At 66.7% G+C, this 12,550-nt stretch carries 12 protein-coding genes; 7 read left to right on the forward strand and 5 right to left on the reverse strand.

The genetic code is table 11. The annotated features are described in order from the left end of the window. Positions 1-353: 353 nt before the first annotated feature. From FOZ76_RS20265 to FOZ76_RS20275, 3 genes are all read right to left on the reverse strand, one after another. Positions 354-2,285 (reverse strand): AMP-binding protein, encoded by a 1,932-nt coding sequence (locus FOZ76_RS20265; RefSeq protein ID WP_143950090.1) that lies wholly within the window; start codon positions 2,283-2,285, stop codon positions 354-356. Continuing rightward, positions 2,282-3,178, reverse strand: coding sequence for an HpcH/HpaI aldolase/citrate lyase family protein (locus FOZ76_RS20270; protein WP_143950091.1), 897 nt, complete (start codon positions 3,176-3,178; stop codon positions 2,282-2,284). Before FOZ76_RS20270 ends, FOZ76_RS20265 begins: the two co-directional genes overlap by 4 nt. Before the next feature lie 78 nt (positions 3,179-3,256). Then, entirely contained in the window at positions 3,257-4,048 is a 792-nt protein-coding gene (locus FOZ76_RS20275; RefSeq protein ID WP_170235554.1) for an enoyl-CoA hydratase/isomerase family protein, read from the reverse strand. 246 nt (positions 4,049-4,294) lie between these two features. Between FOZ76_RS20275 and FOZ76_RS20280 the strand changes: the two genes are divergently transcribed. From FOZ76_RS20280 to FOZ76_RS20290, 3 genes are all read left to right on the forward strand, one after another. Beyond that, positions 4,295-4,945 (forward strand): TetR/AcrR family transcriptional regulator, encoded by a 651-nt coding sequence (locus FOZ76_RS20280; protein WP_143950093.1) that lies wholly within the window; start codon positions 4,295-4,297, stop codon positions 4,943-4,945. Between the two features lie 85 nt (positions 4,946-5,030). Beyond that, positions 5,031-5,867 carry an enoyl-CoA hydratase-related protein gene (locus tag FOZ76_RS20285; RefSeq protein WP_143950094.1) on the forward strand — a complete coding sequence of 279 codons (837 nt, stop codon included), beginning with the start codon at positions 5,031-5,033 and terminating at the stop codon, positions 5,865-5,867. A gap of 2 nt (positions 5,868-5,869) precedes the next feature. Then, positions 5,870-6,508 carry an enoyl-CoA hydratase/isomerase family protein gene (locus FOZ76_RS20290; RefSeq protein WP_143950095.1) on the forward strand — a complete coding sequence of 213 codons (639 nt, stop codon included), beginning with the start codon at positions 5,870-5,872 and terminating at the stop codon, positions 6,506-6,508. A gap of 26 nt (positions 6,509-6,534) precedes the next feature. On the opposite strand, the gene FOZ76_RS20295 is transcribed toward FOZ76_RS20290, so the two are convergent. Both FOZ76_RS20295 and FOZ76_RS20300 read right to left on the reverse strand, forming a co-directional pair. Then, positions 6,535-7,500: a Bug family tripartite tricarboxylate transporter substrate binding protein gene (locus FOZ76_RS20295; RefSeq protein WP_143950096.1), complete on the reverse strand. Its 966-nt coding sequence runs from the start codon at positions 7,498-7,500 to the stop codon at positions 6,535-6,537. 111 nt (positions 7,501-7,611) lie between these two features. Beyond that, on the reverse strand, positions 7,612-8,754 hold the full coding sequence (locus FOZ76_RS20300) for an acyl-CoA dehydrogenase family protein (RefSeq protein WP_143950097.1): 1,143 nt from the start codon (positions 8,752-8,754) through the stop codon (positions 7,612-7,614). Between the two features lie 130 nt (positions 8,755-8,884). Here FOZ76_RS20300 and FOZ76_RS27580 point away from each other — a divergent pair, with 130 nt between their 5' ends. The 4 genes from FOZ76_RS27580 to FOZ76_RS20315 all read left to right on the forward strand — a co-directional run bounded on the left by FOZ76_RS27580 (position 8,885) and on the right by FOZ76_RS20315 (position 12,545). Beyond that, positions 8,885-9,043, forward strand: coding sequence for a hypothetical protein (locus FOZ76_RS27580; protein WP_170235555.1), 159 nt, complete (start codon positions 8,885-8,887; stop codon positions 9,041-9,043). Positions 9,044-9,152: 109 nt separating this feature from the next. Then, positions 9,153-10,127: a Bug family tripartite tricarboxylate transporter substrate binding protein gene (locus FOZ76_RS20305; RefSeq protein WP_143950098.1), complete on the forward strand. Its 975-nt coding sequence runs from the start codon at positions 9,153-9,155 to the stop codon at positions 10,125-10,127. 79 nt (positions 10,128-10,206) lie between these two features. Beyond that, positions 10,207-11,460 (forward strand): LVIVD repeat-containing protein, encoded by a 1,254-nt coding sequence (locus FOZ76_RS20310; RefSeq protein WP_211366349.1) that lies wholly within the window; start codon positions 10,207-10,209, stop codon positions 11,458-11,460. Further along, positions 11,457-12,545 (forward strand): CobW family GTP-binding protein, encoded by a 1,089-nt coding sequence (locus FOZ76_RS20315; RefSeq protein ID WP_143950099.1) that lies wholly within the window; start codon positions 11,457-11,459, stop codon positions 12,543-12,545. Before FOZ76_RS20310 ends, FOZ76_RS20315 begins: the two co-directional genes overlap by 4 nt. Positions 12,546-12,550 lie beyond the last annotated feature (5 nt).

A 12,550-nucleotide genomic window follows, 5' to 3' on the forward strand; every position in this document is an offset into this window, starting at 1 on the left:
AGAAGGGGCGACTTTCGCGCTGCACGGCAAGTGTGCCATGCAGGCGTGCGTCAACAGGAGCGTCGAGTTTTCGAATGCATGTGAACGTGATGTCCGGAATGCCCCACGGCACCTTCGTCCCGGCGGCAGGGCCGAACGGTTGGATGCGCCGGCTGCGCGCAGGTTCGCGGGGAAAAAGCCGAAACTCAGGACGCCGCCGTCAACGACCAGCGTTATACGAAACATTTACGGTGCGTATACTATCACCGGCCATTCGCGCAAGAAAGACCCTGTGGGGCGAGTCCAACGAGAAGGGCTCGAGAGCCGCGCCGGCAGCCAAGGGGACGAGCGCAGTGGATGGCGTAGCGGTCCCGTCATGCCGGCCGTTCCTCGATGGCATAGGGTGTGGCATACGCCGAAAGAATCTCTTCAGCCCGCTGGCGCGCACCGGCGGCCCCGCCCTTGAGCGTCAGCGTCGTGGCAAGCCCGTTGCCGCCGGTATTGGTGACCTGCAGTTCCCATTCGCCGGGCACGTCGCGCAAGGCCTCGTTGAATACTCGCCTGGCGGCGTCAAGTTGCAACAGATGCTTGATGGGCTTTCCCACCGAGGTCAGCGGCAGCCTGTCCAGGAAGACGATTTCCTTGGGCACGGCCGGCCTTTCCGGTATGCGCTCGGCGGCGTAGCGCAGCAGCTCTTCGGCCGAGACCTGGGCGCCGGGATGCAGTTCGACATAGGCTATCGGCAGTTCGCCGGCGTGCGCATCGGGCTTGCCCACGGCGGCCGCCACCGCGACCCAGGGGGAGGACAGCAGGGCGTTCTCTATCAGCGCGGGTTCGATGTTGTGGCCGCCGCGGATGATGAGGTCCTTCTGGCGGCCGCTGACGCGCAGGTAGCCATCCTCGTCCAGGCTGCCCAGGTCGCCGGTCACGAAAAAGCCGTCGTGCAGGAAGGCGCCGCGATCCTGCGCGGGATCGAGGTAGCCGCCGGCCACGCCCGGCCCGCCGACCAGGATCATGCCTATCTCACCGGTCGCGCAGTCGCGCAGTACGCTGCCGTCCTCGGCCATCTTCACGATGCGCAGTTGCATGTACGGCACCCGGATGCCGGAGCATCCGCTGCGGATCTCGCCGTCGCGCGGGTCCAGCGTGGCGTGGCTGGTGTTCTCTGTCAGGCCGTAGCTTTGCAGCGTGCGGGCGCCCGTGATCTCGACGATGCGGTTCTGAATCGCCGGCGGGACGGGCGCCGAGCCGGTCGCGAAGTAGGCCCGCAGCGACGAAATGTCTTCCGTGGTCGGCGGATTCTTTGCCAGCACCGATAGCGTCGTGGGCACGCCCGAGATCTGCGTGATGCCGAAGCGCTCGACGTAGCGCCAGTAGTTGGCGAGGTAGGTCTTGTCGCGTGCCCCATGCATGCTGGGCAGCACCGCTGTGTTGCCGTTGGCGGTGCTCACCAGGCCGCGCACCAGCAGGCCGCCGATGTGGAACAGTGGTGTGTCGGACAGCACCACGTCCTCGGGCGTGAAGGCCAGACCATGGTTGGCCGCCCATTGCCGGTAGACCATGCCGCCGTGGAGAACGCGCACGATCTTCGGATGCCCGGTGGTGCCGCCGGAATGGACGTAGCAGGCCACGTCACGGCGCTGCGCGGCCTGGCGCGGGAAAGCCAGGTGCTCTCCTGAATACGCAGCGGCCGCGGTCAGCAGGTCGTCCTCGTGCCCTGCAGCGAAGGGGTCGTGCAGGGTGAAGAGCCGCGGCGGTGCGTCGAGCTGCGCGATCGCGGCACGTACGTTCGCGAATATGTGGAAGCCCGGCGTCGGGCCGAGGGCGATCACGACCTTCACCTCGGCCCGCTGCATCAGGTCGGCCAAGGCGTGGGCGTCCAGCATCCAGTTGATGGGGAAGGGCCGCGCGGCGAGCATGCCGCCGATCAGTGTCGCGAACAGCGCCGGTACGGTGGGGCTGACGATGGCGAACGCGTCTGTCGGCCCGACGCCGCTCGCGCGCAGCAGGTTGGCGATCTGGATGGCGCGGTGTTCCAGGTCGGTGAAGCTCCAGGTGAGGAGCGTGCCGTCGAGTTCGCCGTTGTTCGTCGCGTGCAGGGCGGCGCGCTCCGGGTCGTGACGGCATCCGTCAAGCAGGTTCAGTGCGAAATCCCAGCGCGTGATGCGCCGCTCCAGGGGAATGCGTTCGATGGCCTCGACGTCGGCCAGCGTGCGCAGCGGCGCATAACCGCCGCGCGGCACGCTGCCGTCGGAACTCATGTCCGGCACCACCTGCGCGGGAGAATCGTGGACTGTCGCCATCATTGAGCCTCCGCCAATGCCAGGGTGCGTTCGGCCAGTCTGACGTTGGCATAGTCCACCATCATGCCGCGGTACTTCACGGCGCCGATGCCCTGGGCCTCGCCTTTGCGGAACGCGTCCAGCAGGCCGCGGGCGAACTCGATCTCCTGAGCACTGGGTGAAAACACCTCGTGCATGGTAGCCACCTGCGAAGGGTGGATGGCCATCTTGCCGACGTAGCCCAGTTCGCGCGCGATCTCGCACTCGGCGCGCAGCGCCTGGTCGGACTGCAGGTTCATGAAGACGCCGTCGACGATCCAGTCGATGCCTGCGGCGCGGGCGTCCACCACGAGCTTGCTGCGCGGATAGGCCAGCGCGAGGCTCTGTGGTGACCAGCGTCCACCCAGGTCGACCATGAAGTCGCCCTGTTCGGCGCTGGCGAGCGCAAGCCCCCGAACGCGCGGCGAGGCCCTGGCCATGTCGTAGGCGTTACGCAGGCCGAGGCAGGTTTCGACGAGCGGAATCACGGCCAGCGTCCCCGCTGGCGCACCGAGCGTGGCTTCGAGGCCTGCCAGCGCGTGTGCGACCGTCCGTACATCCGCGACGTCCTCGGCCTTGGGCAGGACGATGCCCTCCACACCGGCGAGCGTGCCAGCCTTGGCGAGCGCGGCGAGGTCGCTCGCGAAGTCGCCCGCGCGCGGGTTGTTGATGCGCAGGAACATGGGCTTGCGCAGGCCGGCCCGAAGCGCCTCGGCGACGTGGCCGCGGGCCTCGTCCTTGGTCTGCGGCGGCACCGAGTCTTCCAGGTCGAAGATCAGGGCATCGGCCTCGCCCGTCTGCGCCTTGGCCAGCAGCTCCGGGCGGCTGCCCGGCGCAAACAGCAACGTACGGTACATCTTGACGGCAGTGGCATCCATCTTTGCGTGTCTTTGTAGAGGGGATTCAATGGCCGGCGCTGCGCTTGCTCGAGCGTCTGTGCAGCGGCACCGGGTGGATCAGCGGCCGCGCCAGACCGGCGTGCGCTTCTCGAGGAAGGCACGCGGCCCTTCTTTGGCGTCTTCGGTGGTGTAGAGGAAGGTGGCGAGGTCCTGTTCCAGCAGCAGCCCGTCCGCCAACGGCAATGCGGCGCCGCGCTGGATGGCCGCCTTGGCGGTGCGCACGGCGACCGGTGCATGGGCAGCCATCTGCGCTGCCAAAGCGACTGCGCGGGCGAGCAGCTCGGTGCGCGGCACCACGTACTCGACCAGGCCGATGGCCAGGGCTTCGGCCGCGTCCACCGTACGGGCGCTCAGGATCATGTCGAGCGCGCGTGCCTGGCCGACGCGTCGCGACAGCCGCTGGGTGCCGCCGTTGCCGGGAATCAGGCCGCGCTTGACTTCGCCGAAGGCAAAGCTCGCGGTATCCGCGGCAAAGCTCAGGTCGCACAGAAGCGCCAGCTCGACGCCGCCGCCCACCGCCAGACCGTTGACGGCGGCGATCAGCGGCTTGTCGAAGGCAGCGATGCCTTCGCCTCGTTCCCAGCGGTAGCGCTTCATCTCGGCGATCGGCGTGCCGCCGTTCATCCGATCGAACTCGCGCAGGTCCATGCCGGCGGAGAAACTCCTGTCGCCAGCGCCGGTGAGCACGGCGGCGCCCACCTCGGCGTCGCGCCGCAGCGCAGCCAGCGCCCGCCGCAGTTCCGTGCGCATCTGCATGTTGATGGCGTTCATGACGTCAGGGCGGTTCAGCGTGAGTATCGCCACGCTGCCCTGCCGGTCGAGGCCGATGGTTTCGAAGGCTGAAGTCATGTCGTCCTTTGCGAAAGGGAAGGAAGAAAGGTGGCGCATGCCTGTTCTTCAGGGCAGGTGCATACTTCCATTGCTTCATTCATTTGATTCAATCAATTGATTGAATTATGATGAGCGAGCTGCGCCGTGTCAACGGGAGGCTACGGGGAGCCGGCTCCAGGATGGAAATCGGATGCTTGAGGCACTTAGTTGAATCTGCCGACGCTCACTCTTAGAATTTGCGTCCGACATAACGAGAAGGCCAATATGGACAGGGATACCGGAGCCACCGCCGCGGCCGTGGGCGCGAACACTCCCGAACGCATTCTTCAGGCTGCAGAGCGGCTGTTCAGCGAGCGCGGCGTCGACGGCGTGAGCCTGCGGGAAATCACCGCCGCAGCCGGGGTGAACAGCGCCGCCGCGCATTACCATTTCGGTTCCAAGGACGAGGTGCTCAAGGAGCTTTTCGCGTTGCGCGCCCGGCCCATTGCCGAGCGCCGCGTCGAGTTGCTGGGCCAGCTCAAGTACAACCGGCAGGGGCGGCCGGCGCTGGAAGACGTGCTGCGTGCGTTCCTGTGGCCCGGGCTCGAGGCCTTGAACACGCCCGACGGCATCGCCTTCTCGTTGCTGCGCGCACGCATGGCATTCGAACGCGAAGAGGTGCGGCGCGAAGTGCTCGCCAAGGCGTTCGACGCGTCCAGCCGGCTCGCGCTCGAGGCGCTTGCCAAGGCGCTGCCCAGGCTGCCCGCCGACGAGCTGCACTGGCGTTTCCATTTCCTGCTCGGTGCCATGGTCTACACCATGGCCAGCCCGGGCCGGATCGAATCGATCACCGAGGGCGGGCTCGATACGCTCGATGCGCGGGCAGCGCTGGAGCAGTTGGTGCGCTTTGCCGCGGCCGGTTTCCGCGCCCCCTGAACGAATCGCCCGCGGGCCGACGTGATCGTGCCGGCGCTTGCGGCTCAGGTGCGGCCCACCCCGCACCGTCCACCAAGGAGACTACGTGCAATACACCGGCCAGAACCATGACGTGGGCGAGATGCGCTGCATCAGCGCCGATCTCGATGACGGCATACTGACCGTCGCGTTGAACCGACCCGAGCAGCGCAATCTGCTGGATGTGGCGATGACGCTGGAGATGGTGTCCTTGCTGCAAGCCGTGCACTTCGATACGCAGGTGCGCGTCGTCGTGTTGCGCGGCGCGGGCGCTGGTTTCTGCGCCGGCCTGGACATCGCGGATTTTCAGGATGCCGGACGGCACGGCGAGGCGGCGCTGCGTGCGGCGCGCGACGCCGCCAACGATTGGCGGGCGCGTCGCCTTCGTCTGCTGCCGCAGCCGGTGCTGGCCATGGTGCATGGCTTCTGCGAGGGCGGAGCGCTCGCCATCCTGGCGGGATGCGACATCGTCCTGGCGGCGGAAGACGCGCATTTCGCGTTGAGCGCAGCCGATGCCGGCGCCTTGACGGAAGGCCCATTGGCCCGATCGCTGTGCGGGGTGATGCTCCCGCGCGCGGCGAGCTATCACGCGCTCACCGGTGCGGCTTTCGACGGCCGCGAGGCCGAGCGCAACGGCCTCGCGACGCACAGCCTGCCGGCGGCCGAACTCGAGGCGCAAACCTATGCGCTGGCGCGCGAGCTCGCGGCCAAGGACGAGATCGCCCTGCGTCTGACCAAAGAGACACTGCTGCATGTAGCGGACATGAGCTGGGACGGCGCGCTCAGTTTCACCGCGGCCAAGTTCGCCGAGCTCAAGGCGCTGCAAGCCGGACGGCAGTCGCCGCGCGCCGGGGCCATCGAGAGCTTTCTCGCCGGCAAGACCAAGCCCGGGCTGGGAGGTTGACCATGCTGCGTATCGAAGAGGCGGACGGTATCCGCTGCATTGGCCTGGATCGCGCGGCCAAGCGCAATGCGATCAGCGTGGAGCTGACCCTCGCGCTGGAGGACGCCTTGCTGCAAGCCAGGCACGATGCGAGCGTGCACACCCTGGTCTTTCACGGTGTCGGCGATCACTTTTCGGCCGGCATGGACCTGAAGGACTTTTTCGACAGTTCCACCCGCCCGCCGGATGTGATGCGGCGCGCCCGCGTAGCCACCGAGCACTGGCGCACCCGGCTGCTGTGGGAACTGCCGCAGACGATGATCTGCGCCGTACGCGGCTATTGCCTGGGTGGTGCCATGCCGTTCCTGGCGGCCTCGCAGGTGGTGTTCGCCAGCCCGGACGCCCGGTTCGGCCTGCCCGAAATCAATTTCGGCTTCGTGCCCGGCGCGCAAATCGTCAAGGCCGCTGGCCGCATGATCGCGCCGCGCGGGCTGGCCTATGCGGCCCTGACCGGCAGGTTGTTCGACGTCGAGCGCGCCCGCCGGTGGGGGCTGGTCACCGAGGTCACCGACGACCCGCTGGCGCGCGCACTGGAACTGGCCCGGACGATGAGCGCGCAGCGGGGCCGCTCCTTCCCGCTGCCGACCCAGACGATGTACTGATCTTCAGGAGCGGCGATGCGTTCCTGCTATTGAGGGCGGAACCCTTGTTGCTGGACAACCTTGGCGTAGCGCTCCTTCTCGGCCAGGACGAAGCGGCGCAGCTCCTCAGGTGTGGAGTGGGTGGCCTCTGCGCCGAGCTCGGCGAATTTCTCCCGCAGCGCCGGGTTCTCCATGGTCTTGTTCAGCGCCTGGTGGAAGGTCGCGGCGATGTCCCGAGGTACGCCGGCCGGCATCCAGATGCTCCACGAGTTGGCGCCGACCAGACTCGGATAGCCGCTTTCGGCAAAGGTGGGCACATCGGGCAGCAGAGGGCTGCGCTGGGCGCCGGTATAGGCAACGGCCCGGAGTTTGCCCGAACGGATGTGCGGCAGGGCGCTCGGCGGGTCCACCGCGATCATTTCCAACTGGTTGGCCAGTACATCCTGCAGAGCCTGCACGCCGCCCTTGTAGGGGACATGGGTGATATCGATGCCCGCCGCCTGGTTGAGCATCGCTCCGGTCAGGTGGGCGAAGGTGCCGATGCCGCCCGAACCGTAGTTGAGCACGTCCGGGTTGGTCTTCGCGGTGTTCACGATATCCGCCACGCTCTTGTACGGCGATTCGCCGTTGACCACCAGCACGGCGGGACCGGTGGCGATCAGCGAAACCGGGTCGAAATCGTTCAGCATGTCGTAGGGCGTCTTCTGGATCAGCGGCTGCACGATCGCCGATCCCAGCGTGCCCATGGTGAAGGTGTAGCCGTCGGCAGGCTGCTTGGCCGCATAGACCATGCCGATCGCGCCGCCGGCTCCCGCCTTGTTCTCGACCACGACGGGTTGCCCCAGGGCAGCGCCGATCTCCTGGCCGAACAGGCGTGCGATCGTGTCGGCCGCACCGCCGGGTGGGAAGTTGACGACGAAGCGCAGCGGGCGTTCAGGGTAGTCGGCGGCCGCCGGAGCAGCCAGCGGCAAGGCTGCGCCGAGGATGGCGGAAAGTACGAATGTGCGGATCATGCGGGTTGTCTCCTTGCCCTCTTGTGGTTTGAGGCGGGCGCCGGGCAGTGCGCCAAGGCTGGATGGCCACCCTTGCCTTGGCGGGCGAGGGTTCGGACACCGGCCCGGCCATCACAGCCCCAGCGTGGCGGCAATGATGTTCTTCTGGATCTCCGACGTGCCGCCGCCGATGGTGGCCAGCCGTGAGTCACGGTAGAAGCGCTGCATCGGGTACTCCATGCAGTAGCCGTAGCCGCCCAGAATCTGCAGGCACATGTCGGCGATGGTCTTGTACGATTCGGCGATGTAGTACTTGATCACAGCGGTGTCGGCACGTTCGGCCTGGCCGTTCTCCATCAGCCAGGCGTAGCGGCGGATCATGGTCTGCGAGGTGTCGAGCATCACCTTCATGTCGGCGAACTTGTGCTGCGTTACCTGGAAGCTGCCGATCGGCTTGCCGAACTGGTAGCGCGTCTTGGCGTATTCCAGCGCGTACTCGAAGGCCCGACGCGCCGCGCCGATGCGCGCCGCCGACAGGCACAGGCGCTCATAGCGCAGCGTGTCCTCGCAGATCGCCCAGCCTTTGTCGAGCTCGCCGAGCAGCGCGCTGCCGGGCACGCGCACGTCGGTGTAGGTCACTTCGGTGGTGCCGATGGCGTGCTGGCCGAGCGTGGGAATCTTGCGGATCTCGATGCCGGGCGTACGGGTGTCGACCAGGAAGGTGCTGATGCCCAACTGCTTTCTGCCCAGGTCATTGGTACGCACCGGCAGCAGGACATAGTCGGAGATGTCCATGCCGGAGGTGAACACCTTGCGCCCATTGATGAGAAAGCCATCGCCGTGCGCCACCGCCCGCGTCTTGAGGGCCGCGGCGTCGGAACCCGAGTCGGGTTCGGTCAAGCCGAAGGCGAAGGAGAGTTCCCCCTTGACGACGCCCGGCACGATGCGCTGCTTCTGCTCGGGCGTGCCGTGCTTGAGCACGGCATAGCAGCCATAGGTGAAGTTGCGGAACAGCCAGAGGCCCAGTTCTTCGAAGTGGCTGCCCGTCTCCTCCAGCAGCAGGGCGAGATCGGTAGGCGTGCCGCCCGCGCCACCATACGCCTCCGGCGCTATCAACCCCAGCCAGCCATTGCGCGCCAGGGCGTCGAAGGCCTCGCGCGGCGGCGTGTGCGTCTCGTCGCACCGGGCGGCGTACTCCATGGAACAAACGTCGTCCAGTAGCGCACGCACGTGGTCGCGCATGGCCTGCTGTTCGCTGGTCAATCCGAAGTTCATAGTCGCGGGGTTCCTTGCCGGAAGTGGTGTTCGCTCAGTGAGGAAATCAACTTGATAAAATCAATTGATTTAATCGAGTGGTTGAATCGTACATTCGAAGAATTCGAGCGTCAATCGCGCGGACGGGTGGGTGTTCGTCGACTACCTCACCGACTGGGAGGCTGGGAGGCTGGGAGGCGAGCCGCAGGCGTTCGAAACGCAGCGCCGTGTGGCGCATGGGGAAGGCGCATGGGCCTCCCTCTCCATGCGTGTTTCCTCAGAAAAGCAATCGATTGATTTAATCAACTGATTGACACGACTGAGTGCCCGCTTCTAGAATTGAAGCGGTTGATTCAATAGAAGACGAAGCAGGCCTGCTTCATGGAGCCTGCCGCACCGGACCAAGGGGGGAGACATTCATGGGCATGTTCAAACGCGTGCGTTTCGCCGCGACGCTCGGGCTCGCGCTCGGGTTGGCGAGCCCGGGCATCCAGGCGCAGACGTATCCATCCAAGCCTATCCGCGTGATCGTGCCGAGTTCGCCGGGTGGCAGCCCGGACGTACTGGCGCGGTTGATCGGTGTGCCGCTGGGCGAGGAGCTCGGCCAACCGCTGGTCATTGAAACCATCCCGGGTGCGGCCGGCATCATCGGTACCGACAAGGCTGCGAAGGCAACGCCGGACGGCTATACATTGCTGTATGGCTTCAACCAGGTGGCGACCATGAACCCGCCGCTCTACAAGAAGCTGCCATACCACCCGGAGCGCGATCTGGTTCCCTTGGGGTTGACGCTCGACCTGAGCTACATGTGGATCGCCAACAAGGAGTTCGAACCCGACACCATCGACGAGTTGATTGCGCTGAACCGCGCCAAGCCGGGCAGCGTGGACTACGCCTCGACCGGGCCGGGGTCGGCGGCGCATCTGGGCGCGCTGTTGCTGGAGCGCATGACGGATACGCAGATGAACCACGTGCCGTACCGCAGCAATACGAACTCGGACCTGATGGCCGGCGTGGTCAAGCTCAAGCTCGACCCCGTGGCGGCTTCGCTGGGCCTGGTGCGCGACGGGCGCGTCAAGGTGCTGGCGGTCAGCGCGCCGCAGCGCCTGCCCGTGCTTCCCGACGTTCCGACCGTGGCCGAGACCGTACCCGGCTACGAGTTGACGGGTTGGCAGGGTTTCTGGGCGCCGGTCGGTACGCCGCCGGAGATCGTGCAACGGCTGAACGCGGCGATCGTCAAGGTGATCCATGCGCCGCAGATGCAGGAACGCATCCGGCAACTGGGCTACGAGCCGCTGGGTACTACGCCGCAGGAGATGGCCGATCGCATCCATCGCGAATTGCAGCAGTGGGGCGGCATCATTCAGGAGGCCAACCTGAGCCTTGACCAGTAGCGATCCTGGCCGCGCGGACGGCTGCGACCGACGAGGCCGTCCCTGCTCATCGAAACACACATTTCAGCGAAGCCTAACGATGTCTCTCCTGACTCCAAGCCACCCCGCGGGCCGCGCCGACCAGACGCTGGCGCACAACATGACCCTGCTCGCGCATCACGAGCTCGCCGGCTTCGGCGGGCTGGGCGAGGGGATCGCGATGCAGCTCGCCGATGATGGCCGGCGCATTCTCTGGCTCGCGCACGAGTCGGCGCCCAAGAACTTCACCGGCGTGGACGTGACCGATCCGCGCGCGCCGCGGCTGGTGGTGCAGACCGAGCTGCCGCACATGAAGGTGCGGTCGAACTCGCTGGACGTCTCGGGCAACCTGATGGCGGTGGCCTACCAGGTCAACCAGCCCGGCATGCAGCCCGCGGGCTTCGATCTGTTCGACATCAGCCGCCCCGAAGAGCCGCGGCTGGTCTCGCATTTCGATTGTTCCGGGCCGTGGTCGCGCGGCGTGCACTGCCTGTGGTTCGTCGACGGCAAGACCGTGCACATGGCCTCCGGCGCGCCCGATTTTCAGCCGCACGACCCCCGCGACGACCAGCTCTACCGCATCGTCGACGTCAGCGACCCGGCCCGCCCCGTCGAGGCCGGGCGCTGGTGGCTGCCGGGTACCCGCGTGGGCGACGCCGCGCCGCCGCCGCCGCGCCTGCCGGCGCCGTTCGACCGCGGCTTTCGCGCGCACAACACCAACGTCTACCCGCAGCGGCCGGACCGCGCCTACGTCGGCTACATCGACGGCGGCGCCGTGGTGCTGGATATCTCCGACGTATCGGACATCCGCGTGGTGTCGCACTGGAATCATTCGCCGCCGTTCAACGGGTTCACGCATACGGTACTGCCGCTCTTCGAACGCAACCTGTGGGTGGTGACCGACGAGTGCGTGCAGGACGATGGCAAGGATTGGCCCAAGCTGGTGTGGATGCTCGACGCGCGCTCGGAGGCCAACCCGATCCCGATTTCGACCTTCCCGATGCCGCCGCTCGAGGCGTTCTCGCGCCGTGGCGGGCGCTTCGGCGCGCACAACGTGCACGAGAACCTGCCGCTGCCCATGTCGTTCCAGTCGGAGACCCTCATCGTCGGTACCTTCTTCAACGGCGGCGTGCGGGTCTACGACACCACCGATCCATACCGCGTCGAAGAGGTGGCCTACTACGTGCCTGGGGCGCCCAGGTTGTCGCCGGCCGGCTCGATCCAGCTCAACGACGTGTTCGTCGACGAGCGGCGCATCGTCTACACGGTCGATCGCTTCGGCGGTGGTCTATACATTCTCGAGATGAACCTATGACGCCGGCCGGCCCAGGGCCCTTCGTGCGCGATCCGCTGGCCGGCAAGCTCCCCGTCACCCTGGTCACAGGGTTTCTCGGCAGCGGCAAGACCACGCTGATCGCCCGCCTGCTCACCCATCCCGGCATGAATCGTGTCGCGGTGGTCATCAACGAAGTTGGCGAGATCGGCATCGACCACGATCTGGTCTCGATGTCTTCCGAGAACGTCAGCCTGCTCGCGAATGGCTGCTTGTGCTGTGTGGTACGCACCGATTTGCAGGATACGCTGCGCCAGTTGTTCGGTCAGCGGCGCGCCGGGCGGATCGCCGACTTCGATCGCGTCATCATCGAGACCTCCGGCTTGGCCGACCCGGCGCCGGCGGTGCAGACCCTGGCCACCGACACGATGCTGAGCACCCACTATCGGCTGGACGGTGTGGTAACGCTGGTCGACACCGTCAACGGCGCCCGGCAACTGAGTACCAGCGCTGAATGCCGCAAGCAGATCGCGCTGGCCGACCTGATCGTGCTGACCAAGGAAGACCTGGCCGGCTCGGACGCCGTCGGGCCGCTACTCGACGGCGTACGCACGATCAACGCGAGCGCGGCGGTGCGTCGCAGTTGCATGGGAGACCTGGATCCGTCCGAGCTGACGGGCCTGGGGCTGGGCAGCGCTCGTGCCGGAGCCCAGACCCTGCGCTTCCTGGGTGGCGGCCTTGACCTCGGGGATACGCAGCAGACCAACCTCGATGGTGCCTACCTGGGAGGGCGTTTGCCCGGCGCCAGGCATGACAGCAGCATTCGCACACTTGCCCTGACGTTCGAGCAGCCGTTCAACTGGTCCGCATTCGGGACGTCCATGGAGGCGTTGATTGCGCTGCGGGGGCCGGACCTGTTTCGCGTCAAAGGCATCGTCAATGTGGACGGGGACCCCGTGGTCGTGCAGGCGGTGCAGCACATCGTCCATCCTCCTGTGCGGTTGGACCGCTGGCCCGGCCCGGACCGGCGGACCCGTCTGGTCTTCATCACGCGGGGCATGCGGGCGGAGCTGATCCGCGGCCTGTTCGACGCGGTGGGTTCGCTGCATCCGCGTGACCAAGCGTGAAGAGA

It is taken from the genome of Verticiella sediminum, assembly GCF_007558815.1.
In the GTDB taxonomy this organism is placed as follows: Bacteria; Pseudomonadota; Gammaproteobacteria; order Burkholderiales; family Burkholderiaceae_B; genus Verticiella; species Verticiella sediminum.